The sequence below is a fragment of the Pseudomonas floridensis genome, assembly GCF_002087235.1.
In the GTDB taxonomy this organism is placed as follows: Bacteria; Pseudomonadota; Gammaproteobacteria; order Pseudomonadales; family Pseudomonadaceae; genus Aquipseudomonas; species Aquipseudomonas floridensis.
This window is the reverse complement of record NZ_MUIO01000053.1, coordinates 1-25,849: the sequence shown is the minus strand read 5'-3', so window position 1 is coordinate 25,849 and position 25,849 is coordinate 1. Positions and strand designations below refer to the sequence as shown.

The 25,849-nt window shown below is 59.5% G+C and carries 24 protein-coding genes, 2 tRNA genes and 1 pseudogene; 8 read left to right on the top strand and 19 right to left on the bottom strand.

Going from position 1 to position 25,849, the window contains the following annotated elements; all coding sequences use genetic code 11:
* A partial coding sequence (locus BZK31_RS14180; protein ID WP_157900738.1) for a helix-turn-helix domain-containing protein occupies nt 1–149 on the bottom strand: 149 nt, incomplete at its 3' end.
* A gap of 272 nt (nt 150–421) precedes the next feature.
* On the opposite strand from BZK31_RS14180, the gene BZK31_RS14175 reads away from it, so the two are divergent.
* Both BZK31_RS14175 and BZK31_RS14170 read left to right on the top strand, forming a co-directional pair.
* On the top strand, nt 422–1,078 hold the full coding sequence (locus BZK31_RS14175; protein WP_157900737.1) for an ASCH domain-containing protein: 657 nt from the start codon (nt 422–424) through the stop codon (nt 1,076–1,078).
* A gap of 186 nt (nt 1,079–1,264) precedes the next feature.
* Nucleotides 1,265–1,350, top strand: a tRNA-Leu gene (locus tag BZK31_RS14170).
* 579 nt (nt 1,351–1,929) lie between these two features.
* On the opposite strand, the gene BZK31_RS14165 is transcribed toward BZK31_RS14170, so the two are convergent.
* Together BZK31_RS14165 and BZK31_RS14160 are read right to left on the bottom strand one after the other, a co-directional pair.
* Nucleotides 1,930–2,154 carry a hypothetical protein gene (locus BZK31_RS14165; RefSeq protein WP_083183597.1) on the bottom strand — a complete coding sequence of 75 codons (225 nt, stop codon included), beginning with the start codon at nt 2,152–2,154 and terminating at the stop codon, nt 1,930–1,932.
* Between the two features lie 1,220 nt (nt 2,155–3,374).
* Complete coding sequence (locus BZK31_RS14160) at nt 3,375–3,632, bottom strand: DUF1652 domain-containing protein (RefSeq protein WP_083183596.1); 258 nt, start codon at nt 3,630–3,632, stop codon at nt 3,375–3,377.
* Nucleotides 3,633–3,979: 347 nt separating this feature from the next.
* On the opposite strand from BZK31_RS14160, the gene BZK31_RS29460 reads away from it, so the two are divergent.
* From BZK31_RS29460 to BZK31_RS14145, 4 genes are all read left to right on the top strand, one after another.
* Nucleotides 3,980–4,186 (top strand): hypothetical protein, encoded by a 207-nt coding sequence (locus BZK31_RS29460; protein WP_157900736.1) that lies wholly within the window; start codon nt 3,980–3,982, stop codon nt 4,184–4,186.
* Nucleotides 4,187–4,281: 95 nt separating this feature from the next.
* Complete coding sequence (locus tag BZK31_RS14155) at nt 4,282–4,518, top strand: hypothetical protein (protein ID WP_083183595.1); 237 nt, start codon at nt 4,282–4,284, stop codon at nt 4,516–4,518.
* A gap of 111 nt (nt 4,519–4,629) precedes the next feature.
* Nucleotides 4,630–4,899 carry a DUF6388 family protein gene (locus tag BZK31_RS14150; protein WP_083183594.1) on the top strand — a complete coding sequence of 90 codons (270 nt, stop codon included), beginning with the start codon at nt 4,630–4,632 and terminating at the stop codon, nt 4,897–4,899.
* A 353-nt stretch (nt 4,900–5,252) separates the two neighbouring features.
* A tRNA-Cys gene (locus BZK31_RS14145) sits at nt 5,253–5,326 on the top strand.
* A gap of 192 nt (nt 5,327–5,518) precedes the next feature.
* Here BZK31_RS14145 and BZK31_RS14140 read toward each other — a convergent pair.
* The 10 genes from BZK31_RS14140 to BZK31_RS14095 all read right to left on the bottom strand — a co-directional run bounded on the left by BZK31_RS14140 (nt 5,519) and on the right by BZK31_RS14095 (nt 16,978).
* On the bottom strand, nt 5,519–7,279 hold the full coding sequence (locus tag BZK31_RS14140; protein ID WP_083183593.1) for a tannase/feruloyl esterase family alpha/beta hydrolase: 1,761 nt from the start codon (nt 7,277–7,279) through the stop codon (nt 5,519–5,521).
* Between the two features lie 369 nt (nt 7,280–7,648).
* Nucleotides 7,649–9,049 carry an LLM class flavin-dependent oxidoreductase gene (locus BZK31_RS14135; protein ID WP_083183592.1) on the bottom strand — a complete coding sequence of 467 codons (1,401 nt, stop codon included), beginning with the start codon at nt 9,047–9,049 and terminating at the stop codon, nt 7,649–7,651.
* A gap of 4 nt (nt 9,050–9,053) precedes the next feature.
* Nucleotides 9,054–9,509, bottom strand: coding sequence for an acyl-CoA dehydrogenase (locus BZK31_RS14130; protein ID WP_083183591.1), 456 nt, complete (start codon nt 9,507–9,509; stop codon nt 9,054–9,056).
* A gap of 17 nt (nt 9,510–9,526) precedes the next feature.
* Nucleotides 9,527–10,729: an SfnB family sulfur acquisition oxidoreductase gene (locus BZK31_RS14125; RefSeq protein WP_167377962.1), complete on the bottom strand. Its 1,203-nt coding sequence runs from the start codon at nt 10,727–10,729 to the stop codon at nt 9,527–9,529.
* Between the two features lie 187 nt (nt 10,730–10,916).
* Entirely contained in the window at nt 10,917–11,693 is a 777-nt protein-coding gene (locus BZK31_RS14120) for an ABC transporter ATP-binding protein (RefSeq protein ID WP_083183589.1), read from the bottom strand.
* Between the two features lie 5 nt (nt 11,694–11,698).
* Complete coding sequence (locus BZK31_RS14115; protein WP_083183588.1) at nt 11,699–13,030, bottom strand: ABC transporter substrate-binding protein; 1,332 nt, start codon at nt 13,028–13,030, stop codon at nt 11,699–11,701.
* A gap of 70 nt (nt 13,031–13,100) precedes the next feature.
* The gene (locus BZK31_RS14110) at nt 13,101–14,168 is read right to left on the bottom strand and encodes a branched-chain amino acid ABC transporter permease (RefSeq protein WP_083183587.1); all 1,068 of its coding nucleotides are present in this window, start codon (nt 14,166–14,168) and stop codon (nt 13,101–13,103) included.
* A gap of 22 nt (nt 14,169–14,190) precedes the next feature.
* Nucleotides 14,191–15,072, bottom strand: a complete 882-nt coding sequence (locus BZK31_RS14105) for a branched-chain amino acid ABC transporter permease (protein ID WP_083183586.1) — start codon at nt 15,070–15,072, stop codon at nt 14,191–14,193.
* A gap of 2 nt (nt 15,073–15,074) precedes the next feature.
* Nucleotides 15,075–15,878 carry an ABC transporter ATP-binding protein gene (locus BZK31_RS14100; RefSeq protein WP_083183585.1) on the bottom strand — a complete coding sequence of 268 codons (804 nt, stop codon included), beginning with the start codon at nt 15,876–15,878 and terminating at the stop codon, nt 15,075–15,077.
* Complete coding sequence (locus tag BZK31_RS14095) at nt 15,875–16,978, bottom strand: AMP-binding protein (protein WP_083183599.1); 1,104 nt, start codon at nt 16,976–16,978, stop codon at nt 15,875–15,877. The genes BZK31_RS14100 and BZK31_RS14095 overlap by 4 nt, the downstream gene beginning before the upstream one ends.
* Before the next feature lie 279 nt (nt 16,979–17,257).
* Between BZK31_RS14095 and BZK31_RS14090 the strand changes: the two genes are divergently transcribed.
* Complete coding sequence (locus BZK31_RS14090) at nt 17,258–18,496, top strand: acyl-CoA dehydrogenase family protein (protein WP_083183584.1); 1,239 nt, start codon at nt 17,258–17,260, stop codon at nt 18,494–18,496.
* Between the two features lie 9 nt (nt 18,497–18,505).
* On the opposite strand, the gene BZK31_RS14085 is transcribed toward BZK31_RS14090, so the two are convergent.
* The 6 genes and pseudogenes from BZK31_RS14085 to BZK31_RS30595 all read right to left on the bottom strand — a co-directional run.
* Nucleotides 18,506–19,492 (bottom strand): ABC transporter permease, encoded by a 987-nt coding sequence (locus BZK31_RS14085; RefSeq protein WP_083183583.1) that lies wholly within the window; start codon nt 19,490–19,492, stop codon nt 18,506–18,508.
* Nucleotides 19,489–20,493: an ABC transporter permease gene (locus tag BZK31_RS14080; RefSeq protein ID WP_083183582.1), complete on the bottom strand. Its 1,005-nt coding sequence runs from the start codon at nt 20,491–20,493 to the stop codon at nt 19,489–19,491. The genes BZK31_RS14085 and BZK31_RS14080 overlap by 4 nt, the downstream gene beginning before the upstream one ends.
* Nucleotides 20,480–22,036, bottom strand: a complete 1,557-nt coding sequence (locus tag BZK31_RS14075; protein WP_083183581.1) for a sugar ABC transporter ATP-binding protein — start codon at nt 22,034–22,036, stop codon at nt 20,480–20,482. Before BZK31_RS14075 ends, BZK31_RS14080 begins: the two co-directional genes overlap by 14 nt.
* A gap of 15 nt (nt 22,037–22,051) precedes the next feature.
* A complete protein-coding gene (locus BZK31_RS14070; protein WP_083183580.1) occupies nt 22,052–23,056 on the bottom strand; it encodes a sugar ABC transporter substrate-binding protein in 1,005 nt (334 codons plus the stop codon).
* A gap of 323 nt (nt 23,057–23,379) precedes the next feature.
* Nucleotides 23,380–24,111 carry a methyl-accepting chemotaxis protein gene (locus BZK31_RS30600; protein WP_425273298.1) on the bottom strand — a complete coding sequence of 244 codons (732 nt, stop codon included), beginning with the start codon at nt 24,109–24,111 and terminating at the stop codon, nt 23,380–23,382.
* Nucleotides 24,112–24,240: 129 nt separating this feature from the next.
* A pseudogene (locus tag BZK31_RS30595) lies at nt 24,241–25,008 on the bottom strand (MCP four helix bundle domain-containing protein); the annotation flags it as partial.
* Between the two features lie 295 nt (nt 25,009–25,303).
* On the opposite strand from BZK31_RS30595, the gene BZK31_RS14060 reads away from it, so the two are divergent.
* Entirely contained in the window at nt 25,304–25,732 is a 429-nt protein-coding gene (locus tag BZK31_RS14060; protein WP_083183578.1) for a VirK family protein, read from the top strand.
* The last annotated feature ends 117 nt before the right edge of the window (nt 25,733–25,849 follow it).

The window sequence follows — 25,849 nt, the reverse complement described above, 5'->3', positions numbered from 1 at the left end:
GCGGCCAGGTAATCAGCCTTGGGTACCCGTTCCCCACTCTCGTACTTTCCCTGTGCATTGGCGGCAACGCCTCCGAAGTGTCCAAGTTCGCGCTGTGAAAGCCCCAGCCGCTTGCGTTCCTGCTTCAACCTTGTACCTATATCGCTCATGGCCCTGACCGTCCATCCCCGCCTTGAAAATCAAATTCCCAACGTGAAACCTTCGATAAAATGTTCCAGACTGCCAGAAAGGGTCACCTGTCACGGTGTGGGCAGCGCCTGAAACGCCTGCAATCATCTCTGATGACGCATGGTGCTTTTCTCCTACATAAGCGGCAGGTTTTCAACTGGCACTTATCGGATCGACGCTCGAAAAGGTGCAAAATATCCGAAGAAATGCGGGAGCGGTGTTTTCCACACTCAGTGCTGAGGGGTCAGCAACAGTGAAACGATCGATTATTTTCAGCGCCGCCATGGCCAATGCCATTCTTAATGGCAAAAAGACTGTCATGCGCAAACCCATCAAGGGCACGCCTACGCAAGCATGCCCCTACGGAGAGCCGGGGACACGGCTCTGGCTCAAAGAAGACTTTTACGCTTATGGCATCTGGGAATCCCGTCAGGAGCGGATCAAGCAGCGTAAGGCCTGGCGTTTCAAAGACCTTACACAGCAAACCGGACGCGACTACCGATTTACCATGCCGGATGACTATCAAAAACTCAGTCGCGATCACCCCCAAGCGGGATGGTGGCTGCGCCCTGCCGTCACCATGCCGCGCCGGGCATCTCGGGTAGAGATCGAAATCACTCAGGTACATATCGAACGCCTGCGCGACATCACCGACGAGCAAGCCCAGGCCGAGGGTTTCTCGGCGGTTCATGATGGTGTGCATACGTACTATGCCAACTACCTGCCAGCCCCCAGATCGGGCCTGAGCGCCACCCCTGTCATCGCGTTTGCGACCTACTGGCAGAACGTCTACGGCAATGAATCATGGATAGAAAATCCCTGGGTGTGGGTCGTGGGCTTCCGCAGCCTGGCCAGCTCGGCCAACGCTGCCGAGTTCACAGCGGATGCCGATATTCGCGTTCGTCACTGACAATCATCAATGCGCGTCCTGTAACACGAGCGCCCTCTTGCACTGTCATTGTCGGCGTATTGCGTAGCTCCATGATTTATCGGGAAAATTTTCAGGGCCGCCAGGCCACATTCTGTTCCACTTCAAGCACCTGCGCGCTTGCTTCGCGATGGCGAGATGTATATATTCCCCGCTCTTGGCGCTACCGCCCCGATGGCGAAATTGGTAGACGCAAGGGACTTAAAATCCCTCGTCCTCTGGACGTGCCGGTTCGACCCCGGCTCGGGGCACCACATATATATCAAGGGCTTACGGGGCATTTTGCTCAGTAGGCCCTTTTGTTTTGGTCCGCAAAAACAGTCGTGGTCCGCAATTTCTGAAAACTCATTTCCCGGCGTCCTGCTAACGAACAACACTCCCCAGACCGCTCCATCTCAAATACTGTATGCAAAAACAGCACTTTAAAATATCATCGACGAACATCGGTGCCCCGGACAACCGGTCTGACAATCCAGCCAAAGACGCTTCGCTGGCGTCACCGATCTTGGTCGTTTCAGCGATACGCTCGTAGAGCGCTTTCGCTGCGTCTCATACTCTTCACGCAGCTCGGCACTCACACGCTCGTACGCGTCGCCGCCGGTCTTGAGGCCACCTCTGATGGACTGAGCAATCCGCCAAGCTTGCGCAGGCTTGCCGCGTACAATAAGCCAGCCTCGGCAATGATTTGAAGAAGCGCTCTGGCTCGGTGACTACTTTTTTGCCAAATGAAAAAAGACCCTGAAAGTCAGGGTCTTCTTCAATGCAGGCGTCAGAGGGAGAATGAGTTTCGGTCACCTGCCAAGCGTGTCTTCATTACAGGCTCGCCAGCCGACTTAATCGCAGACCAGACCTTTTCCAACAATGAATGTGCATGGCGGATTATTCGCTGCGGCACCAGCAGCCTCAGCGGCAGCACGCTGGTCAGCCGCGCTCTGTGCGCTGCTATTCCCTGCGGAGGCTGAGCCAGCGTCTGAGTCCGCGAAAGCATTTCCAGCCAATGCTACAAATGGAAAGAAAGCAATGCAGATGGCGCGATTGAGGCGTTTCATGTTTTTCATTTTGCTCACCTTAACAGGTCATGTAGGGCACTTAAGTGTTTGCCGTACCAAGTGGATAAGAACATCCATTTCGGCTTTTTGCGCTTCCTTTATGGGCTGCGTGGCTCCTACAAGGCATCCAGTTCCAAAGACAATCTACTAATAGTGTCATCAGCCTGTGCGGAGCCCCGGTAACAGACGCTGTCGCCTCTCCAGTTTATTGCCACCCGATGGAGCATCGGCAATGAGGGGAGTGTCACCCAAGCCCGCCACTGAGCGTAATGCTGCTGACTTAAGCACTTGAGTCCAAAGCGGGCTTTCTAGCGGATCCGGTGTCGGCCCCCTCGCATCGGATTTCTTATGCCCATTCAATAGCAGTGGCTCGACCTTGGCGACCTCTTCATTTTCCCCACTTTAGCGCTATTCCATAGTCATTCCCCTTATTAGGGTCCTGCAGACAAATACCTCCTTGCGGATCACCTGCGCCACAGAATCGTGATAATGGCGCACGGATATTGGGTACGCTTCAAGCATCATAAAAGGGTAGGATTAATTATTTAGCGATGTGGTTATGACCGATATTTTACTCACTTTATGTATAGCTCGGCGCCAGGCTGATGGCATTAGCAAATCTATTACCGCTGTACACCTCCAATTTTTTTGGATTATAAAAAAATGTCAGCAGTTTTTTTTCGAATGACAAAAAATCACCTAAAACCGAGTACGAGAAACAGGCAATCAGTTATCACCCGTTAAATGACCTGATCAGAAAAGGCTGGAAACCTGTAGTGATAGTGGCGCTATAGTTTTATTAACCGGATTGATCGTTTGTGCTTTTCACGACAGCAGCGCCTGTCATTGAATTGACGGTACATGCGAGTCACTGGCCCGCTCGCCTCATGACAAGCCAGACTTTCCAAGTCATACCGTTAACAAGGCTGCGAATGTGGCTTTGGCCGACCTGGCAATCAGAGGCTTCAAGGTTTTTGATAAATCTCGTCATCAGAATAGGGGCGACGACGCACCTTTTGGGCAGGAGGCCGTTGACCCTGGACGCTTAAAAACGTCCGCACACACAGGCCAAGGCACTCCTCGACTGCGTCAAGGCACATTACATGTGCCAGAACTGAATACGGTATCTAAAAGCGAGCTGAGAAAAAACTTCTAATGCCCGGGCGAGTGTCAGCTGGCTCAGAGCACCATGAAACAAGGGCTTGCGCACAGGCCCTTTACGTTTCTGCCTATGCCAGTCGTTTCATCGAAAGCTCCATCTGCCCCATCAGGTCCCTTTGCTCTTTCAGCGAGAGCACCAACCGCGCTATGGATCTGCTGGTGTCCAGATCCGCCAGGGGCATTCCCGTTACATACAACTGCATATCACCTGATTCAGGGTGGAAAAGCTTGATTGAAAGGCTCTCGCTCCCGGTGATGACACATTCGCATCTGGAAGGCAGGAAAGCTGTTTCAAGCGTTCGTTGTAGATCGGGCTTTGAGTACATCGCAAGACCTCTGCTGATCGGACCGTTTCGTCGAGAATAGACCAACGTCGCGCTGTTTTGTTGCCAGTCATCACCTGAAGTTCGTTACCCACCTCTTCACTTTTAGATGTTCCATGCTCACCGCTGAGCGTTTTTTCGTGGTCTCGTTTTTTAAATCGCCAGGTTCCCGGTTTTTCGACACAACACCACTTTATGCAGACCCTGAATGAAAAATACCGCCAACCGGTACGCTGACTGGCTCACGGCTTGCAGAGCAGATTCTGTCAGCGTCAGAAGGTTGTCATTCTGAGGCTCGGCACCTCTTTTACGAACGCAGCGATGCGCAGGTCATTATCAGGAGATGCACCGTGTCAACTCTCAGTGAAATCGCAGCGAATCACGCGAAGAACATATTAGCACTGGAAGCAGAGTCGGCCAGATTGAATGGACAATGCGCTCCGATACTGCAGGTGTTTGAAACACCCCACGTTCTTGTGCTCGAGCAATTACCGCCCCATGTCATTGCCGCGATCAGTGAAAACCTTTCAGCTCAGACGCTGTGTCATCCGGGTTGATCACTCGGTAACTGCCAGGTCTGACATTGGAACGTGTTTCATGAGGGGTTAAGCTGAGCGGGACGCTCAAGCCATCACTATTCAGGGAGGTCGCCGTGTTGACCCTCGAAGCACTGAACATCCCGTCAGCCGTTAAAACTGAAGCCGCCAGCCTGCTGCGCCAGATCGAGACGGCGCAAGGCCTGCTCGAACTGGCAACCGCCGGGGGCATGACGCAAGGATTTGTGGCCGGGCTAAATTGCCTGAATGCCCTGACCGATGAACATGCGCAAGCGCTGGAAGACATTTTCAGCGCCGCCCTGGACCAGAAAATGGCCCAGGCGCGAACGTGATACGACACACCGTAATAAAGGCAGCATGCGGTCATCCCGACGAACTGCACACAACTTTCAGATGACACTGCCGATACAGGTCTCGGTCAATAATTTCAGGGAGAGAAACACATGCCTTTTACGGACACCCAGATCAGCCAGGCGCTGGAAATCTTCATTCGTCGCAACGAACAGTTGCAGCAGGAGTTGGCCAATTTCAGCCGTCACCCTGGTGGCCTGTTCATCAGCGAACGTCGCGCCGAGCACGCCCGGTCGGCGTTCCTGCGGGCTGCACAGGAACGCGACACGACCCCTCACGATTTCGCGCTCAGGCTTCTGGCCCGCACCCCCTCGGAACTTGAACAACTGCGTGAAGAACGTCGCATGCGGATGTCCAGCTGAAAAGCGGGGTTGAGTCTTGCTGCTCACGAACTCCATACGTTGGGCTCGATAGCGTGGGTCGTGGGTCGATGATGACGCGAGCCGTCCCTGATAAAGGACAGTGCCGCGAAGATTCTCTGTCCGCGGCCAGCCTGCGAAACCCAGACGTTGACGCGCCGTGGCTTGCGGCTCAGAGCGAATTATTTTCGCCTCGTTCTTGACATGCCATTCGAACCAGTACAGAATTGCGTCCATTCCCGACTAGGGGATTGAAAAAAACCCTTTAGATTCAATGGGTTGGAAGACAAAGAAAAAATCTTTTCTTCTAAAAAGTTTACAACGTTTGATGCAGCGGTAATGCATCGGATGTTTGAGGCCGAGTAGCAAAATGGTTATGCAGCGGATTGCAAATCCGCCTACGCCGGTTCGATTCCGACCTCGGCCTCCACTCTTGAAAACCCCGTCAATCCCGATTGACGGGGTTTTTTATTATCAGGTGAAAAGCTGCCGGTACTGCCAGGTGCATGGAAGAATGGCTTTTCGTAGGGGCAGGCTCGCCCGCGAAGAGGCCAGCGCTGCGAGCCCAACCGCAGCGCCAGAAAAATCCCCTTCGAAAATAAGTCCACGCCCACCGGCAAGATCAGTCCGACTGACCCTGCATGGGCGCATAAGGCTGGAAGAATCCGGAGCCCATCCACTTCGGCGTCTTGTCGGTGGTCAGCGGTTCCGAGCGTTGGTAACTGTTGGCCCGTTTCGAATAGCCCTTGTGATCGTACTCAGCCATGAAGGGATACGGGAACACCTTACGGGTACGGCCCCGGTTGGAGACGTCTTCCCGGGTCATGAACGCGGGCAAGTTCGCTGTTGCAGGCCTGGTGTCATTCGCGATTGGCGCGCCAAAACCAATGCCCTTGTCAGGACGATCCTGACGGGCAACGATTGCGTCCGGTGCCCGACCTTTCTCGACCCAGGCCATGACCGGCGTCAGCAAATCGATCTGGCTCGGACCTTCCCCGCCGCCGCAATGGTAGACACCCGGCAGCATATACAGCCGCTCGAATGACTCGGCTCTTGCTTTGCCCATTCGCGCTTCGATGGCTTCGTGATAGGCCAGCGTATTGAGCGGCGAAATGTGCGGATCAGCCCAACCGTGCCAGAGAATCAACTTGCCGCCACGGCTCGCAAATGACGACAGGTCAGGATTGGTGGCGTCATACAGAGCATGCAGCGGCCGTAGCCGCTCGAAGGTGGATTCGTCGAAACGCAGGTCGGCCAGTTTGAAATCCGCCGCTGGATTCCTTTCGAATACCAGATTGCGAATGGACTCCATGGCGATCTTTTCGCTGAAGATCGGTTGGTCGGCAGCAACCGGCACGAACACACCTGCCCACGCCAGCTCAGAGCCTGGTTGCGGACCGCCCACTATCAGCCGTTCGCCACTGACCCGATCCTTCGGGCCCTCGTAGAAACGCCGTATGGTTTCGACTTCCTGAGATGTCAGGCATTTGCCGGCATCCGCCGAGGCCTTGCATTGCACCACCGCCGGATCGAAATGACAGAGTCTGGGCTCGGCAATCAGGCCATCGATCTGTCCGTCCAGCACGTCGCACTGTGCCAGCACCGCCTTATGCAGGATCGGCAGACGAGACGCCAGCATGATCGGCTTGCCATCCGGGCCAGTGTTGGAGCGCGCCATCCAGGCGTGATAAAGCGCGTTTTGCACCTGAAAATTCAGCGCCGCAGCGCCTGCGATGATTCCGTCGAAGTCTTCCGGGTAACGTTGCGCCTCGATCAGCGCTTCACGACCGCCATCGGAACAGCCGGTGAAGTAGGCATATTTCGCCTTCTGGCCGTAGAACGCGTTGATCAGCTTTTTCGACGCAAACGCGGTGAGGTGAATGCCACGGTGGGCGAAATCCGCACGTTTCTGTGGGTCGTCGCCGAACGAGGTGTCGGCTGCTTTGTGGCCCATATCGGTGGAGGCCACCGCGAACGCGCCGGTACGCAGCGGCTGGCAGTGTTGCGCAGCCCCGGCCTTCATGTCGATGCGGCCGCACAGACCGCCGCAACCGACCTGCAGGTAGCGCTGCGCCCAGGTAGTGGTCGGCAATTCCAGCCTGAAGCCGATCTGCGGAGCCAGCAGGCCTTCGACGACACAGACCGCTACGTTCTCGCGTGTCGACTCGCTGACTGAAGTCACGCGGCTGCCAGCGCCGCCGATATCCTCAAGATCAACCTGGGTCAGTGCAGTGCAGGCGCTGACCGGCTTGACCACCGCCAGTGCGGCGAAGGTGTCTGTTGCGGTCGCGGACGATGTTTTGGCCAAGGCCGGGGTCAATGTGAAAACAGAGGTGACCAGTAGCGCGACCAGGCTGGAACGGCTCGGCATCGAGGGTTTCATGAGAACTCCTGTTCATGAAGGATCAAAACCACTGCACGGCGTAACGAAGCCAGACCGTGCGGCAGGCATAGGTAAAACGTTTAAGCCGCTCAACGATTCAAAGGTTAGCCAGATAAATCTGTGACGCGACACCGCACTGCCTCGCAAGACGCAGGACGCAGGACGCAGGACATACGATTGGGTGGTTCTTTGGGTCGAGTGCGGGAGCTGATACGCAGAAGGAGTCTAACGAGGTGCCGGTTCGACGCATTGACCTGCGCCAAGGCTGATGCGAACGGGCTGGTGCGCGGAGTTGCAGGGATAGCCGATCGACTGCGCAGTGTCAGTCAGGCACTGATGCTTGAGACACTGCGCAGCGACGCCTGTGACTCAAGCGCTTTGTGGCTCGCGCGCGCGGTTAAGCGCTGCCAGATCGCGAAACGCCGCGCCCGGATGAGGCGCTTGCAGACGCGGACCGGCACCGAACAGCTTTTCGCGCAGTGTGCCCTGGGCGTATTCGGTCTTGTAGACGCCGCGCTTTTGCAACTCTGGAACCAGCAATTCGACCGCATCGATGAAGGTTTCATGGGTCAACGCGTAGGCCAGATTGAAGCCATCGACGTCCGTTTCCTCGACCCACTCCTGCAACAGGTCGGCAACGGTTTCCGGACTGCCGACGAACAGCGGTCCGAAACCGCCAATGCCGACCCAGTCAGCCAGCGCCTGTGGCGTCCAGATCGTGTCCGGGTCTGCGGTCGAGAAGGTTTCCACGGCCGACTGGATGGCGTTGGTGTGCACGTGTTTGAGCGGCTCATCGGGCCTGAACCGGCTGAAATCGATGCCGGTCCAGCCGGAGATCAGCGCCATTGCGCCTTCGTAGCTGACCCAGCTCTTGTACTCCTCGAACCTGGCTTTGGCTTTGGCATCGGTTTCACCAAGAATCACGGTCTGCAGGTTGAAGATCAGCACACTGGACGGATCCCGCCCCGCTTCGGCAGTGCGGCGACGGATGTCGGCAACGGTTTTTTTCAGCAGGACTTTGGACGGCGCAGCGACGAATACGCATTCGGCATGCTCGGCAGCGAACTGCTTGCCGCGACTGGATGCGCCCGCCTGGTACAGCACGGGCGTGCGCTGCGGTGAGGGCTCACACAGATGGATGCCAGGCACCTGAAAGTGCTTGCCGACATGGCGGATCTCATGGATCTTGCCGGGATCGCTGAACACGCGCCTTTCGCGATCGCGCAGAATCGCACCCTCCTCCCAACTGCCTTCCCAAAGCTTGTAGCAGACCTCCAGGTACTCCTCGGCAAAATCGTAACGCGCATCGTGCTCGGTCAGGGTCTTCTGGCCCAGGTTCTTCGCGCCGCTTTCCAGGTACGAAGTCACGATGTTCCACCCTGCCCGGCCCTTGGTCAGGTGGTCCAGGGTCGACAGGCGCCGGGCAAAGGGATACGGGTGCTCGAACGACAACGAGGCCGTCAGGCCGAAACCCAGATGCTCGGTCACCAGCGCCATCGGCGGAATCAGTTGCAAAGGGTCGTTGACCGGAACCTGCGTGGCCTGGCGAATCGCCGCCTCACCGTTGCCCTGGTAGACGTCATAGATACCCAGTACGTCGGCGATGAACAGCCCATCGAACTTGCCGCGCTCGAGAATCTTCGCCAGATCGGTCCAGTACTCCAGATCCTTGTATTGCCAGGAGCGGTCTCGCGGATGAGCCCACAAGCCGGGCGATTGGTGGCCCACGCAATTCATGTCGAAGGCATTGAGGCGAATTTGACGGGACATGCAGTCACTCCTGAAGCTGAGGCGGCGCTACGCCGTTGAGGCGATGGTTGCCGAGCACCTGATAATGCCAACGCAGCGGTTCACGTTCGCTCTGCACGGGCAAGGCCTGACGCTGGCCGGTCAGTTCGTGTTGGGTATTGTCGACCGCCTGCAACGCATTGGCGCTGGCAATGACGGCTTCGGTGCTGGCGATCAACCGCTGTTCGAGCGAGCCGTCAAAGACCTCGGCACGCTCCAGAAGCGCGGCAGCCAGATCGAGGCGAATCTGCAGATCGCCCACCTTGCCAATGACATAAGGATCATCAACCACACGCTGCACGTCGCTGAACGCCCACGGCTGACCGTGTTCGCGCAGATAATCGAGGGTTTGCTGCAACCCCCGGCGGGCATGGTTCAGGTCCTCGGCGGCAACCGCCAGTTGCACGGCGATGACGGGATGGGATTGGGGTAAAAGCGACATACGGGAAGGCTCCTCGATCAATTCCAGGCATGGCGCGGCGGCGCGATGCCGTTGAGTACGCGGTTGCCGATCAGGTGATATTTCCAGCGCGCCGGATCGTGCAGGGTGTGGGTCCGGGCGTTGCGCCAATGACGGTCCAGGTTGAGCGAGCCAAGCACCGACCGGGTGCCGGCCAGTTCGAACAGTTTGCTGCTGGCCAGCAAGGCGATTTCCGCCGACAGCACCTTGGCCTGGGCGACCACCACCGAGGCCTGCGCGACGCTGTCTTCACTCGGAGCCGCCAGCGCCTGGTCAATGGCTTGCGCGGCCTTGGTGAGGATCGCGTCGGTGCCGTGCAGGCGCCATTGCAGGTCGCCAACGGCGGCGAGGCTGAATGGGTCCTGCCAGCCGAACGCCTGTTGGCTGTCGATCCACGGTCGCGCCAGTCGCGCATGCTTGAGCGTTTCCTCGAATGCACCGTGAGCGATGCCGGTGTCCACCGCCGCCTGGATGATCTGCGAGATCGGGCCGTGAGCGGTGGGTTCATCGAACGCTCGGTGCGCGGGAATGACTGCGCTGGCCGGCACCCGAACCGCTTTCAATACCGCGCCACCGCTGGCAGTGGTGCGCTGACCAAAACCATCCCAGCTGTCGATGATGGTCAGGCCGGGGTTGTTACGCTCGACAAAGGCAATGAAGGCGTTGTTCTGCTCATCGACGCCGACCACGGGCACGATGTGCGCGAACAAAGCGCCGGTGCAGTAAAACTTCTCGCCGTCCACAACCGCCTCGCCGCCCTCGAACCGGATGCGGGTCTGGAAGGCTCCGGCATTCTTGCTTTTCGATTCCGAAAAGGCGTTGCCAAAACGGTACCCGGCCAGTGCTTTGGCGAAATAATGGCGCTTCTGTTCCTCGGTGCCGGTCTGCAGGAGGATGTCGAGTATGCCCAGGTGATTTTGCGGAATCTGTCCCAGCGACGGGTCGGCAGCCGAGATGATCTTGATCACCTCGGCAACGGTCACGTAAGACACCCCGGCACCCCCATAAGCCTTGGGCACGGTGATCGCCCAGAGGCCGCTGGCGGAAAATTCGTCCAGTTCCGCAACCGGCAAGCGACGCTCGCGATCACGCACCGACGCTTCTTCGGCAAAGTGCACTGCCAGGGTTCTGGCAATCTCGAGGGCTTCAGCATCCGATTTGATGACGTGCGCCTTGGGCGGTTTTGCAACAGCTTGAGTCATGGGCAGTTTCCTGATGGTCGACAGCAGGTTGAAAGCAGATCAACGCGTATGACCCGGACACTGCACAGTGCGTGCCTGAATACCACTTTGCTTAGTAATCATGTACTTATGAGAACAATCTAAAGCTGGATCAGCTTTTACTTGAACAGATTGTTCGATCGCTGTTGCTGGACCAACAGCCGCGCCCTCAAGGCACGGCGGCTCCCAGATAGTGGTGATGAAGATCCTCGCGCCCGGCCAGCACTGCCGCGCGTGCAGCATCAACGACGCGTCCGTTCTCCAACACGTAACCGAAGTGCGCATGCTCCAGCGCCAGGCTGATGTTCTGTTCGGCCACCAGCAGGCTCAGGCCTTGTTCACGATTCAGACGGCCGAGAATGTCGAAGATCTCTTCGACCACCTGCGGCGCCAGCCCCATGGACGGCTCGTCCAGCAACAGCAGGCGTGGCTCTGACATCAATGCCCGGCCGATGGCGACCATCTGCTGCTCGCCGCCCGAGGTATAGCCCGTCAACCGCTTGCGCAGCAGCTTCAGCCGCGGGAAGTAACCGTAGATCTTTTCCAGCCGCTGCTTGAGTTCAGACCGCGAAGGTTTGGCCACGAACGCGCCGATCAGCAGGTTATGTTCGACGCTCAAGTGGGTGAAGCAATGCCTGCCTTCCAGCACTTGAGCCAGCCCGTTGCTCACCAGCAACGCAGGATCACAGGTGGTGATCAACTCGCCTTGATAATGAATGCGGCCACTGACCACCTCACCGCGTTCGGCGCGCACCAGGCTGGAAATCGCCTTGAGGGTGGTGCTTTTGCCTGCTCCATTGGCACCCAGTAACGCCACCATCTGACCCTGTCGAACCTGCAGGCTGATCCCGCGCAGAGCGAGGATCGACTGCTCGTAGAACACCTCGATCTGGTCCACCGACAGCAGCGGATCGGCAGACGTGGTGGCAAGCGGGATGTGACTCATGGACGTTATTGCTCCTGACTGCAGTTACGCGGGGTGATGCCTTTTTCCCTGGCGTACTGCGCAGCGGAGGCTTCGATGATCGGTCGCAACAATGCACGGTCGGCCTGCACCCAATCGCTGATCAGGTTCCAGCGCTGCCCGTCCCACTGCTGGAAACGCACCGCGCCGCCGCCCTCATGATCCGCACAGGAGAGTTTCAACGGCTGCACCAGCCCTTTGGCCCCCAGCGCCTGCAAGCGCGCATCATTGATATCGAGATGTTCGAAGCCCCAGCGCACCTGCTCGCCGGTCAGTGGTTGATTGCCAAAGCGGGCCTGGGCGATACGCAGCGCCTCGACATTGAGGATGCCGTTCACCACGCCGAGGTTGTAATACACCGTGCCGAACCGTTTCGCATCGGCCAGATTGCCCTGCCCCTTGTCCAGCACGGCCGTCTTGATACCTTGCAACACGGGGAACCCGGTGCCGGAGGGGTGCGTGGTGATCGCGATGAAGCCTTTGGCGGCAGCGCCAGCGGGTATCACGTCTTCCTCGGAGTTGCTCCAGATATTGCCAATGATGTGATCCACAGGAAAACCAACCTTTTGCGCGGATTTCAACGCCACCGGGTTCATCACTCCCCAACCGCGCAGAATCACCCAGTCAGGCTTGAGACGGCGGATGTTCAGCCACTGCGATTGCTGCTCATTGCCGGGGTGCGGAACCTCCAGCGTGGTCAGCTCAAAACCGTAGTGGCTGGCCAGGGTTTCCAATACGCCGTTGGTTTCCTTGCCATAGGGCGAACCGTGATAGAGCACGGCGATTTTCTTGCCTTTGAGCGACTCGGCCCCACCTTCGCGCTGACCGATGTAATTGACGATGGCTGACACTTCCGAATACGGGTTCAGCTGCAAGGGAAACACGTAAGGAAACACGCTGCCGTCAGTGGAATCGGTGCGACCGTGATTGATAGTGATCAGCGGCAGCTTGTCGGCGGTGGAGCGCTCCAGCGTAGCGTAGGCGATGCCAACCGACAGCGGGTTGGTCGCGGCGGCCGGCGCGCCGTTCAATCCACCTTTGAGGCGTTCGTAACACTCGATACCCTTCTCCACCACGTATTCGGTTTCGCATTCCGACCAGGTCAGCTTCACGCCATTCACGCCGCCGTTGGCGTTGACGTATTGCAGATAGTCGATGAAGCCGCCAAAGAAGCCAGTGCCGCCAGCCGCATAGGGCCCGACCCGATAACTTTGCAGAGGGAAATATTGCTCGTTGGCGGCCTGTGCGGTTGCACTCAGACCAGACGCCAGCAGAGCCAGGCCCAGCATCAGGCGCACGACGAACGTTCGGGATTTCATAGGCAGATCCTTGAGAGGTACAAACAATGGTTTTGGAGTACGGGTTGAACGGCTATTCGGCGACAGGTGTTCAGTAGCGCAGAGGCCACAATCGTGCGCGCTGGCGAAAGCGCTGCCACAAACGCGCTAGCCCCTCGGGTTCCTTGATCAGAAAGGTGATGATCAAAGCGCCAAAGAGCATTTTTTGAATATTTTCCAGCTGCCCGGAGTCAATCAGACCCGCTGGTAACACGGCACTGAAATGCCCGAGCAGAATGGGCAGCAGCACAATGAACGCGGCACCGAGAAAGTTGCCGGACACGCTGCCCAGCCCGCCAATAATGATGATGAACAGCACCTGAAAAGACCGGCTCAGGTCGAAGCCATGCGGTTCCACCGTGCCCAGATAGGCAAACGCCCACAGCGAACCGGCAATGCCCAGATAAAAACCGCTGATGGCAAACGCCAGCAGTTTGGCTTTGGCCAGCCGAATGCCGATCACCGCCGCGGCGGTGTCCATGTCACGCACTGCCATCCAGGCCCGGCCCAACTCGCCGCGGATCAGGTTGTTGGCCAGCCAGAACAGCGCCACCCCCAGCGTCAGGGTCAACAGGTATCGGCCTTGCGGCGAGCTGAAATCCAGTCCCGCCACGATCAGCGGTGGCGAGGTGATTACGCCGGAGGCGTTGTCATGGGTGAACCAACTGAACCGGGTCAGCACCCACTCGACGACGAACTGCGCTGCCAGCGTCGACACCAGCAGATAAAAGCCCTTGATGCGCAGGCTGGGCAGCCCGAACACCAGCGCCGTGGCGGCCGCAACCAGCCCACCAAACATGAAGCCCAGCAACAGCGGCGTGCCCGGCACCCTCAGTTGCAGGTTGTAAGCAGCGAATGCACCGACGGCCATGAACGCCGCCGAGCCGAGCGATAGTTGCCCGGCGTACCCGGTCAGCAGATTCAACCCCAGGCCCGCCAGCGACAGCACCAGAAACGGCACCAGAATCGCGCCGAACCAGTAGTCGTTGCCGGTCAGCGGCACCACCACAAAGGCCAGCACCAGCAGAGTCACCAATGCGACCCGATCCTGACGCAGACGAAAGATCCGCCGCTCGGCAGCATAGGAGCTGGCCAGTTGTCCGGCTTCTCGATAAAGCATCGCGATACTCCTCTTGTGCGAGTCAGACGCGCTCGATGGCCCGCTCGCCAAACAGGCCGGCGGGACGAACGAGCAGAAACAACAGGGCCAGCACATAAGGCACCCAGTTTTCGATGCCGCTGCCGATAATTGGCCCGATGTAGATTTCGGCGAGCTTTTCGGCGGCACCGATGATCAGGCCACCGACGATGGCTCCGCCTATGGACGAGAAGCCGCCGATGATCAGCACCGGGAGCGCCTTGAGTACCACCAGCGACAGGGAAAACTGCACGCCGAGCCTTGCGCCCCATAGCAGCCCGGCCACCAGACCGACGAAGCCGGCAACGGCCCAGACCACCGCCCAGATTCGCGGCAGGCGGATGCCGACGGCCTGCGCCGCCAAGGGATCGTCAGCCACGGCACGCAGTGAAAGCCCGATGCGCGTGCGGTTGAACAGAATGGAAAGGAGGATGACCAGCAGCGTGGCGGTGCCTGCGGCAAACAGGGCGAACTGCGACAGCAGCATGCCGCGGATTTCCAGCGGCTCGTCGGGGATCCCCAGGTCGAGGCCGTGAACCTGCGCGCCCCACAACGCCTGCGCAAGCCCTTCGATCATGTACGACAGACCCAGCGTGGCCATGAACAGGATGATCGGCGGACGGTTGACCAACGGCCGCAGCACGACTCGCTCGATGAGCAGCGCCAGAACCACCATGCTCGCCAGCGTGGCCAGAAACGCCCAGCCAAACGGCAAGCCGCGCTCCAGCAGGCTGACAAAGGTCAGTGCTGCAAACAGCACCATCGAGCCCTGAGCGAAATTGAACACCCCGGACGCCTTGTAGATCAGCACGAAACCGATCGCCACCAGCGAATACATCACCCCGGCCAGCAGGCCGCCAATCAGCACCTCGAAAAAGAACTCCATGGTTATCGGCCTTCCTTCGATGAGGTGCGACGGGAGCCCAGGTAGGCGGCGATCACGCTTGGGTCATTGCGGACCTGCTCCGGCGTGCCGTCGCCGATCTTGCAACCGTAATCCAGCACCACCACATGGTCACTGAGGTCCATGACCACGCCAATGTCGTGCTCGATCAACACCACCGTGGTGCCCAGTTCACGATTGATATCGCGGATGAACTGACTCATCTGGCTCTTTTCCTCGGCGTTCATGCCCGCCATGGGTTCGTCCAGCAACAGCAGGCGTGGCTCGGCAGCCAGCGCCCGCGCCAGCTCCACCCGTTTTTGCAGCCCGTAGGAAAGCTTGCCGACCAACGCATGACGCCACGGGTGAATCCGTAGGAACTCGATCACCCGCTCGGCATGCCCGCGCTGCTCATCCTCCTCGGCAGGCGCACGCCCCACGCGCAGCATCTGCTCAAGCCAGGTGCTGCGACGTTTGAGGTTGCGACCGGTGAGCACGTTGTCGAGCACGCTCATGCCTTTGAACAGCGCGATGTTCTGAAACGTGCGGGCGATCCCGCTTTCAGCCGCCTGATGCGGACGCATGCGGGTACGGGTCGTGCCGGCGTAGTGAATCGAGCCACTTTGCGCCCGGTAAACCCCATTGATCACATTGAGCAGCGAACTCTTGCCCGCACCATTGGGCCCGATCAGTGCACATATCTCGCCGGCAGCGACCGAGAAGCTGATCGAGGTAACGGCCTTGACCCCTTTGAACGACAGGCTGATGTTGTCCAGCGCCAACAAAGTTGAAGCAGTGGTCGCGCTCATGAAGACACCCCTAGCCGCACGGGAGGACGATAGTCAGCAAACGCCCCATCAGTTTGCTGCGCGGTGCGAGTAGCTGCGCCCACTTCACGAGGTACGATCCCCAGCGCGGTGAAGAAGGCCTCGCTTTGCGGCGTCAACCTTTCACCCGCCAACAAGGGTTTGCTCAGACGACTCATGCCCAACACATCCAGTAACGGACGACGGATCAGCCAATAGCCGAGCTTGCGCCGGATGACGCCAGGATCCGCCGCCATCGCCCAGTGATAAAGCCGATGAGCAATCGTCCCCGGCAGGGGCAAGCGCTCGCGTGCCCAAAGCTCAAGCCGCTCATAGGAATGGCGTGTACCCAGCACCAGCGTTGGCCCCAGTTCGCGGCGGTCGTTGTCTCGGGTGCTCAGCGCCTCCGGAAAATTCAGGCAGAAACCGGCAACCAGCCAAGGGGCCAGCAAGTAGCGCGCCTGGCCGCTGGCAGCGAACACACGGGCGGCCAGTGCTTCGTCCCGTTCCGTAATGCCGTGGGCTTGCACCAGTTGCCTGGCGCCGCTCAGCAAGTCGCCATGTGTCAGCTGGTCCGGTGGTTGGCCAGCCGCCTCTCTACATACAAAAGCGCAATCAGCCTCATTGATGACTGGCCGTACGCTGCTGGTAACCGCCTGATTCAGCAGCGCGGCGTAGTCGATCAGGTGCATGTGGTGCGTGTCGTGCAATCCTCGCTTATCAAGAATGATCACTACGCCGGGCGCGGCATCGTGCAACTGCACCAGGCCTTCAGGGTTCTGTACCACGGCATAACGGGGTTTCAACGACGCCAGCCAGCGACGATTGTCCGCATCGGGTTCGGCCAGAATGACGCGCCCGCCCAGCGTCTGCGCCGCCAACGTCAGTAACAAGGCCTCCGCCCTCGCCTCGCTGATGATCGCCAGCTTATCCGCAGCAGAAAAGCCCTTGAGCTGCAATGCCGCCGCCAGGCGGTCCACGTCCCGCGCCAGCTCGACCCAACTTTGGGTTCGCCAGATGCCGAGCTGCTTGTAACGCAGGGCCGTCTGGCTGCCGCGTGTCTGAGCCTGAATCAATAACGCTTGAGGCAGTGAATGCAGCATGAAGGCTTCCATCGAGAGGGGTCGCTGGAGCCATAGCAGCGAACGTGCCATGAGCGGAAATTCAAGCAGATCAATGAGTTGCGAAGCCAGATCACCACAGTGTGCTGTGCGGTTTACAGGCAAGCTGTTGGCGCGCTGTTGCACGATCAACAGCGTCAGCCGCCAATTAATAAAATATCGTTTAAATTCAAATAGTTATATTCAGGCACAGAGTATGCAACGGTGTGGACGACCCTTCATTCGGCCGACCGCCGATCTCTTCGCGTTCAGGAGCACTGCATGACTCTGTCCACCGCCTCCAACCCCCTTTCGCTGGGGACCGACTACGAAACCCTCGCCAACCGCTTCCGTCCGATCTTTCGTGAAATCAGCGCCGGTGCTGTCGAGCGGGAAAAGGCACGCGACCTGCCCTATGAACCGATTGCCTGGCTCAAGCAGGCCGGCTTCGGCGCGGTTCGCGTGCCCACGGAATATGGCGGTGGCGGTGCCTCGGTCGGTCAGTTGTTTCAGTTACTGATTGAACTGGCCGAAGCCGACTCGAACATTCCGCAGGCCTTGCGTGCGCATTTCGCCTTTGTTGAGGACCGCCTGAATGCACCCGCCAGCGCAGACCGGGACCAATGGTTTGCGCGTTTTGTGGCAGGCGATCTGGTCGGTAACGGCTGGACCGAAGTGGGCGCGGTGAAGATCGGAGAGGTGATTACCAAGGTCAGCAGTCAAGGCGATGGCTTCGTGCTGAACGGTCGCAAGTTCTACAGCACCGGCAGCATCTTCGCCGACTGGATCGACGTGTATGCGCAGCGTGCCGACAACGGTGCCGACGTGATCGCCGTGGTCGATGCGCACCATGCCGGGGTGCGCCACAGCGATGACTGGAACGGCTTCGGTCAGCGCACGACAGGCAGCGGCACCTCGGTTTACGAAAACGTGCCGTTGCCTGCGGCTCACGTGATCCCTTTCGAACAACGCTTCAAATACCAGACCGCGTTTTATCAATTGGTGCTGCTGGCGGTACTGGCAGGCATTGGCCGGGCCGTGGAGCGCGACATCGCTCAGGAAGTCCGTGATCGCAAGCGCGTGTTCAGCACCGGCAATGCCGACAGCGTCAGTCAGGATGCGCAGGTGCAGCAGGTGGTCGGGCAGATATCGGCACAGGTCTACGCCGCCGAAGCCGCCACCCTGCGTTCGGCCGAACCCTTGCAGCACGCCTACATCGCGCGTTTCGGCAACGACCCGCAGCAGGAGAAAGCGGCCAATATTGCCGCCGAGATCGAAACGGCCAAGGCACAAGTGATCGTCTCGGAACTGGTCCTGCGCTCAGCCACCGACCTGTTCAATGCATTGGGGGCATCAGGCGTGAGCGTCAACAAGGCGCTTGACCGCCACTGGCGCAATGCGCGCACGGCGGCGTCGCACAATCCGCTGATTTACAAGGCACGCATCGTCGGCGACTGGCGGATCAACGGCACCGAACCGCCCTACGTCTGGCAGATCGGCAACGGCGCGGGCAAGGCCTGACGCCGCGAATCACTCGACCTTTTGCAACAGGTGGCGGCTGGCGAAACTGAACGCCAGCACCAGAAAAATCAGCGCCCCGGTCGCGACCTGTTGCCAATAGAAGTTCCAGCCGATCAACAGCAAGCCGTTGGCAATCACATTAATGAACAACACGCCCAGCAGCGTGCCCGGAATATTAGGGCGGCCCAGGCGACTCAGCGTAGTGCCCATGAACACCGCGCCGATGGCATTGATCAGGTACGCGTTACCCGACATCGGCACGTAAGCATTAACCGTGGAGCTGAGCAGAACGCCCGCCACCGCGCAGGCCAGCGCGCTACCGACGAATACCTGCACGGCAATGCGCCGGGTCGAGAGGCCTGAATAATGCGCCAGCTGCGGTTGCGTTCCGACAGCGAGAATCTCGCGCCCCAGACGCCCGCGCGCGAGCACCCATCCATACCCGCCTGCCAGCAGCGCGACCAGCCAGACCGGCAATGGCACGCCCAAGACAGTCACCGCACCGATGCCCGGCAACACGCCCTGAGCGATATAGATCGGCTGCCCGCCGTCCGACAGCAGTTGCTGCACGCTGGTGCCGATGAACAAGGTGCCCAGCGTGGCCAGAAAAGGCGATATGCGCGACCCGGCAATCAGCAGCGCATTGAACGCGCCCGCTGCACCACCGGCCAGCAGCGCAATGGCGACCGCAGCGCCCAGACCATGACCGCCGTTAAGCGTGACCACGAACGCCAGACTGGCAAAATCCAGCGCTGTGCCCACCGACAGGTCTATACCGCCTGCAGCCACCGCCCAGGTCATACCGATGGCCACGATCGCCAGCAACAGAAAGTTGTTCAGCACCAGGCTCGACAAGTTGCCCCAGCTGAGAAATCCAGGCGCCTGCAGGGCGAAAAACACCAGAATGATCAGCACCAGCAGTGGCAGCGTAGCCGTCAACAGACGCGGCAGAATTCTGCTCCGTGCCGATGAAGCCGTCAGTGTCAGCGTACTCATTGTTCACCCTCCGGTTGGCCGACAGCGCCAGAAAAGGCCACCACCAGCAGAATCAGCACACCCTGTACGCCATTGACCCAGAAGCTGGAGATGTTCAACAGCTGAAAGCCATTGATGAGAAAACCCAACAGCAACGTGGCCAGCAAAGTGCCAGGAATATTGGCGGTCAGGCGTCGCGAAAACACCGAGCCGAGAAAGGCGATCGCCACCACCGACAGCAGCATGTCGCCAGAACCTGTCGTGCTGCCGCTGAACAGCGCGGCCGAGCAAAACGCCGCCACCGCGGCGCAGGCCCCCGTTATCAGGTAGGTGGAAAACACATAACTGCGCGGATCCAGTCCCGCAGCTCTCGCCGCCTGCGGGTATTCGCCGATTGCATACAGGCGCAGGCCATAGACGCTGTGCTGGATCACGAGGTACAGCAGAGATGCGACACTCAACAGTACCCAGGCCAGCGCGGGCACTCCCAGCCACTCGCCAGTGGCCAGCACATCCAGCAACGCCGAGTCGGTCGCCAGCACGGTGTTCTGAGTCAACACCAGTTCCAGTCCCGCAACCAGGTTCATGCTCGCCAGGGTCGCCAGCAGAGGTGGCAACCTGACGAACACCACTGCCACGCCATTGAGCACACCGACCAGCACACCGCAGCCCAGCGTCAGGCCGATCGCCTGCCATGTATCGAAGCCCGCATTGTTGAGGCTGCTGTACACGGCCGCGCACAATCCGAGATTGGCCGCCAGTGACAGGTCCAGTCCGCCGCGTACCACATTCGAGCCACCGCCTATTACTACGCACGTCAGCCCCAATGCCAGAATGCCGAGCACGGCAGACTGGGCAAACACGTTACTGATGTTGCCCAGGCTCAGAAAATTCGGCGCGCTCAGAGCAAAGCCCAGCAGGATGATCAGAAATACCAGCAACGAACCGCGCCGGGCCAGGCGCAGCAGCCAGTCTGCCGACCATCCGCTCGGGGCGCGGCTGGATACGTCAAGTCCGGACATAAACAGGCTCCTCGTAGATCGGATAAGTACGGGGCGAGTCTTCTAGCGCGCCTGTCGCACAGGCCAGCAACTGATCGCTGTCAGTCGCGCGTGCATCGAATTCGCCAGCTATATGGCCCCGATGCAGGACCACGATCCGGTGGGTGATGCCAAGCAGTTCCGGCAGGTCCGATGACAGCACCAGCACTGCCGCTCCTTCTTCGGCAAGCCGGGCAATCAGCCGATAGATCTCGGTCTTGGCCGCGATGTCCACGCCCACGCTCGGCTCGTCCAGCAAGTACAGCGACGAATGCCGACTGAGCCATTTGGCCAGAGCAACCTTCTGTTGATTGCCGCCACTGAGGGACTTCACGGCGCTGGCGTGGCTGGACGTCTTGATCGCCAGCTCATCGATCAGCCGCTCGCTTTCACGGACCTGCGCCGAAGCATCCAGCAGCCCGCCGCGACTGAAACGCCCCAAACTGGCCATTGTGATGTTTTCCAGCACCGACAGCGCCGGGGCGACGCCATGGCTGCGGCGCTCCTCGGGCACCAGCGCAATGCCTTGACGCACGGCGTCCCGTGGCGATTTCAGGCGCAGGGTCTGACCGTTGAGTAAAATGGCGCCGCGTTCCGGCCTGACCAGGCCGAACAGACTTTTCAGTAGCTCCTTGGCACCGGATCCGACCAGCCCGGTCAGGCCGACCACTTCGCCACGGCCGACACTCAGATTGATGTCATGGTAGGCGCGCCCTGCCCCTAGGCCTTGTAATTCAAGAACCGGCGATCCGGCAATCGACCGGGTGCGGGGATACAACTCTCCCACTTCGCGATTGACCATCAGCCGGGCAATCTGCGCGGTGGTGGTCACCGACGGGTCAACCACCGCCACGTCACGGCCGTTGCGCAACACCGTGACCTGATCGCACAGCGATTCGATTTCCTGCAAGTAGTGCGAGATGTACAGAATCGTCAGCCCTTCATCGCGCAGGCGGCGCACGATAGACAGCAGACGGTCCACCTCACGCTTGACCAGTGACACGCTCGGCTCGTCGAACACCAGCACCCTGGGCCGGGTGATCAGCGCCCGGATGATCTGCACGATCTGCCGCTGGGCGCTGTCCAGATCACGAATCAGCACATCGGCAGGGATCTGCAAGGCGAAGTAGTCGTCCAGCAGCCGCGCGGCCTCGCGCTCCTGCGCGCGCCGGTCCACCCACAGTCCGCGCCGTATTTCCTGACCGAAGAACAATGCTTCGCCCACTGTAAAGCTGCCCGGCAACAGCCGCTCCTGATGAATGAATTGCACGCCTGACGCCTCGACCTGACGCGGCGTGAGCGCCTCGAAGGACTGGCCTTCCAGGCTGATGCTGCCCTGATCGGCGGTGTGAATCCCCGCCAGCACCTTGATCAGGGTCGACTTGCCCGCACCGTTTTCCCCGACCAGACCGTGAATGGTGCCCGGCTCGACCCGCAGGCTGACCCCGTCCAGCGCCTGGGTGGCACCGAAGCGTTTATAAATACCTTGCAGGTGCAAGGCAGGCGCTACCGTCATTGACGCCATGGGCGTGCCTCCCGATCAGTTGTCGCCCCTGAGCTGCCGCACTTCGGGCAGGTTATTGGCGGTGGTAAGCAGCGTTGGCACCTGGGTTTCCTTCGGCAAATCACGTTGTCCGGCCAGGTAGCGCGCAACGTTCTGCACGGCGGTCTTGCCGATCAGCACCGGCTGTTGGGCGACCACTGCGCCAATGGGCGAGTCGCTACGGCCCAGCAATTCCAGCACTTCCGGGGTGCCGTCCACGCCATAAGTCTTGATTTCGGTGCGTCCGGCGTCGATCAGTGCCTTGCTGGCGCCCAATTGCGGAATGTCCCAGGCCGACCAGATCGCCGCCACGCTGCCTTTGGGGTATTTGTTGAGCAAGGCCGAGACTTGTGAATAGGCGTCTTGAACGGTATTCGGGATGACGTCACGCAGTTCGGGCTCGATGACCTTCAGCTCGGGATGGTCCTTGAGCGCCAGCTTGAGCTGATCGTAGCGAATCGCGCAGACCGGCACGCCGTAGAAGCCATTGAACACCAGGATGTTGCCCTTGCCGCCCGCATCCTTGATCAGCTGTCCGGCCAGTGCCTTGCCGGTCGCAACGTTGTCGGACGTGGTGTTGTTGAGGCTGTACTGCGATGGCGCGTCGATGGTGAACAGCGGGATACCCGCTTTGCTGATTCGCTTGAGCCACGGATCGATGACACTCAGCGTGCCAAGCGTCTGGATCACGGCGTCCGGTTTCTGGGTGATCACGGTTTGCAACTGGTTGACCAGATTCTTGTCGTTGCGACCCGCATCCAGAGTGATAGGCGTGCCGCCCAGGCGCTTGACCTCATCCACTTGCGCCTGAAAGGCCTTGATGTCGAAGTAATGACTGGTGCCGGTCATGCTGATCGCGATGCGCTTGCCTGCCAGCGATGGCACAGGGTCGTCATCGGCGTGTGCCGTGACGCTCAGGCTGGCAGAGAGGAAGGTCAGCGCCAGGACGGGCCAGATTTTGCTCAGGCGGCGGGTGATCGGGTGTAGAACGGCATCGCGCATCGAGGTAGCTCCGCAGACTCAGGATAATGATCCCCAGGTGCAGTGCACAGGCCGTGCCCGAGCGGCCTTATTAATCGGTGAACATCGTTGCAGCGCCCGGTTTATGGCGCTCTCGGCGTTTGACGATCCACCTGCCACTAGGTTTTCAGCGGCAGATCGACAGGTCGGTGGGCAGACCTTGCCGGGCAAACTGCGCATTCACTGTTGTCGGAGCAACAGCGGAGCGCCCGGCCACAGGACGCTTCATGGGTGCCAATCGGTGCAACACGCCTGCTTACGAAGATCGAGCGCCGCTCTTAAAAACACTTACGGCAGTGCCCCCTTCAACGCAACGTAAACTGGCCCAACGTGGTGTTCAAGCCGTTGGCCAGTTCCGCCAGCGAGTGGCTGGCGCTGCCGGTCTGACCAGTGCGTACCGCCGACTGCGCGGACAGATCACGAATGCGCACCAGATTACGGTCTACCTCGCGTGCGACCTCGGCCTGCTGTTCCGAGGCAGTGGCGATCAGGCTGTTTCGTTCATCGATCACCGTGACCGAGTTGGCGATCAGGGCCAGTGCCGCGTTGGCCGACTCAGCCTGCTGCCGGGTCTTTTGCGCCTGCTCGGAGCTGACTTCCAGCGCAGTCAACGTGCTCTGCGTGCCCTGCTGAATGTGCCCGATCATGGTTTCGATTTCGCGAGTCGATTCGCTGGTGCGGTGCGCCAGCGCACGAACCTCGTCGGCGACCACGGCAAAACCGCGTCCGGCGTCACCTGCGCGTGCCGCTTCGATGGCCGCGTTGAGGGCCAGCAGATTAGTCTGCTCGGACACGGCGCGGATCACGTCCAGCACTTTGGAGATGTCCAGCGTTCGGGTAGCCAGCGACTTGGCCTCATGGGACGCGGTCCCGACGTTGCGGGTCAGCTCCTGGATCGAGCTGACGGTATGATCGAGCTCTTCCTGGCCTTGCCGCGCCGACAGCGCAGACGCCTTGGACTCCTGCGAAGTGGCCACCGCATTACGTGCCACCTCGTCCACCGCCTGGCTCATCTCGTTGACGGCGGTTGCCGCCATTTCGATTTCACTGTTTTGCGCGACCAGATCGGTATTGCTGTCGACGATCAGCGCATTCATTTCTTCCGTGGCCGAGGCCAGTTGATGGGCCGCATCGCCCAAATGGGTCAGCGTCTTGCTCAGGCTTTGACGCATCTGCTCCATGGATTGCAACAGCAGCGCCGCTTCATCGGTGCCCGTGCGGTCAATGCCAGTGGGCCGCAAATCACCCGAGGCGATGGTTTCGGAGGTCAGCACGGCGAGGCTGATCGGCATCGACAGACTGCGCGACAAACGCCAGGCCAACAACACCGTGAGTACCACCGCCAGCAACATCACTGTCAGCGTGATCGAGAAGGCGTCGTCATAGACACTCGACGCAGCGGCGCTGGACTCCCGTTCGGAATCATCGTTGAGCTTTTCCAGCTTGCCGACCAGCGCTTCCATGTTCTCGGCGATGCTCTTCATCTCCACCCAGGCCAACTGTTGGCCTGCCTCGGCCTGGTTGTCCCTGACCAGTTGATAAACCCGCTCGGCGCGCTCGGCGTATGACTGATAGAGGGTGTTGAGCTGGGTGATCAGTGAGCGCTCGTCCTCGGAGGTAATCAACGGCGTGTAAGCCTCGATGGCTTTCTGAAAGCCGGCCTTTTTCTCCAGCAGCTCCGAATGAACCTGATCGACCTGCGCCGCGTTGCGGGTCGACAACAGCTTGATTGCCGTGGTGCGAGTCTTCTCGAACGACAACGCAATGTCGTCACCCAGCGCGATGCCTGGCAACGAGTCGTTCTCGATTTCCAGAGACTGCTCGCGAATGCCGCGCAAATGCTGAAGGCTGAAAACGCCGAGGCCGATCACGATGACAACCATCAGCGCAAAGCAGACGGCCGTTCTGACGGCAATTTTCAGTTGTCTCAGCATTTCGTAACCTCTTCCTCATTTCGGCGACGACATTGGCGCCAGAATTTGTATCGGCTGGTGTCTGAAAAGGATAACGGCGTTCACTCTCGAATTTTCTTTGCCGGTTACATCGGTTTCAAAGGGCGTGCGCATGGCACAGCACGTGCCACTGCGTCGAGCGGCCCACCGATGAAAAGCCTTGTGGTAGGGTTCGCGGTGCTCAACCCACCCGGACTTGAACGACCTCATTCGCCACGGCATACACCCTGCCTCGGTGCGCTTTTTAGTCGTTCTGCATTGCTGGAGATTCAACGTCATGAAACGTTATTGTGCTGCACTCATCGCCTTGTCATTGCCCGCCCTCGCGTTCGCCGGCGACGCCCTTCCCGACCTGCCGTCCATCACCAAGGCACTGAACACCGGAGAGTCGGTGTCGGTGGTGATCGATCTGAGTCAATGCACCTCATCGATCAAGGGCGCCGAGCCGTCCAAAACCAAGGGCGGCAAACGCATCGATGCGTACCGGATCACCGCCGACGGCATGCTGGCGTTTTCAGACACGCACTTCACGCTGGACCGCGACAACAAGCCTATCGAGCAATTCATTCGTTACCGCATTCAGCCCGATGGCAAAGCCGACTTCAGCATGACCACGCTCAGCGTACCTGGCTACCAGCCGCTGGGTCAGTCGGTCAGCTATGACTGTGCGGTTGGCAAGGGCCTGAGCTTTTTCGCCGCCAATTGAATGTTGGTTCAATAGCCAGCCAGGCGTGGCGGCGCAATCCCATCGCTGAGGTAGCCGCCACGCCTCTGCCCATGTGAAAGTGCCCCGGCCATTCAAGACAGGGCTCAGCGAGGCTCG

What these genes read in the sequence shown, in the direction of transcription:
- BZK31_RS14165 (WP_083183597.1), bottom strand. Translation starts at nt 2,154, where the DNA reads ATGAAAAACATGAAACGCCTCAATCGCGCCATCTGCATTGCTTTCTTT.
- BZK31_RS14160 (WP_083183596.1), bottom strand. Translation starts at nt 3,632, where the DNA reads ATGTACTCAAAGCCCGATCTACAACGAACGCTTGAAACAGCTTTCCTG.
- BZK31_RS14150 (WP_083183594.1), top strand. Translation starts at nt 4,630, where the DNA reads ATGCCTTTTACGGACACCCAGATCAGCCAGGCGCTGGAAATCTTCATT.
- BZK31_RS14140 (WP_083183593.1), bottom strand. Translation starts at nt 7,279, where the DNA reads ATGAAACCCTCGATGCCGAGCCGTTCCAGCCTGGTCGCGCTACTGGTC.
- BZK31_RS14135 (WP_083183592.1), bottom strand. Translation starts at nt 9,049, where the DNA reads ATGTCCCGTCAAATTCGCCTCAATGCCTTCGACATGAATTGCGTGGGC.
- BZK31_RS14130 (WP_083183591.1), bottom strand. Translation starts at nt 9,509, where the DNA reads ATGTCGCTTTTACCCCAATCCCATCCCGTCATCGCCGTGCAACTGGCG.
- BZK31_RS14125 (WP_167377962.1), bottom strand. Translation starts at nt 10,729, where the DNA reads ATGACTCAAGCTGTTGCAAAACCGCCCAAGGCGCACGTCATCAAATCG.
- BZK31_RS14120 (WP_083183589.1), bottom strand. Translation starts at nt 11,693, where the DNA reads ATGAGTCACATCCCGCTTGCCACCACGTCTGCCGATCCGCTGCTGTCG.
- BZK31_RS14115 (WP_083183588.1), bottom strand. Translation starts at nt 13,030, where the DNA reads ATGAAATCCCGAACGTTCGTCGTGCGCCTGATGCTGGGCCTGGCTCTG.
- BZK31_RS14110 (WP_083183587.1), bottom strand. Translation starts at nt 14,168, where the DNA reads ATGCTTTATCGAGAAGCCGGACAACTGGCCAGCTCCTATGCTGCCGAG.
- BZK31_RS14105 (WP_083183586.1), bottom strand. Translation starts at nt 15,072, where the DNA reads ATGGAGTTCTTTTTCGAGGTGCTGATTGGCGGCCTGCTGGCCGGGGTG.
- BZK31_RS14100 (WP_083183585.1), bottom strand. Translation starts at nt 15,878, where the DNA reads ATGAGCGCGACCACTGCTTCAACTTTGTTGGCGCTGGACAACATCAGC.
- BZK31_RS14095 (WP_083183599.1), bottom strand. Translation starts at nt 16,978, where the DNA reads ATGCTGCATTCACTGCCTCAAGCGTTATTGATTCAGGCTCAGACACGC.
- BZK31_RS14090 (WP_083183584.1), top strand. Translation starts at nt 17,258, where the DNA reads ATGACTCTGTCCACCGCCTCCAACCCCCTTTCGCTGGGGACCGACTAC.
- BZK31_RS14085 (WP_083183583.1), bottom strand. Translation starts at nt 19,492, where the DNA reads ATGAGTACGCTGACACTGACGGCTTCATCGGCACGGAGCAGAATTCTG.
- BZK31_RS14080 (WP_083183582.1), bottom strand. Translation starts at nt 20,493, where the DNA reads ATGTCCGGACTTGACGTATCCAGCCGCGCCCCGAGCGGATGGTCGGCA.
- BZK31_RS14075 (WP_083183581.1), bottom strand. Translation starts at nt 22,036, where the DNA reads ATGGCGTCAATGACGGTAGCGCCTGCCTTGCACCTGCAAGGTATTTAT.
- BZK31_RS14070 (WP_083183580.1), bottom strand. Translation starts at nt 23,056, where the DNA reads ATGCGCGATGCCGTTCTACACCCGATCACCCGCCGCCTGAGCAAAATC.
- BZK31_RS30600 (WP_425273298.1), bottom strand. Translation starts at nt 24,111, where the DNA reads ATGGCGGCAACCGCCGTCAACGAGATGAGCCAGGCGGTGGACGAGGTG.
- BZK31_RS14060 (WP_083183578.1), top strand. Translation starts at nt 25,304, where the DNA reads ATGAAACGTTATTGTGCTGCACTCATCGCCTTGTCATTGCCCGCCCTC.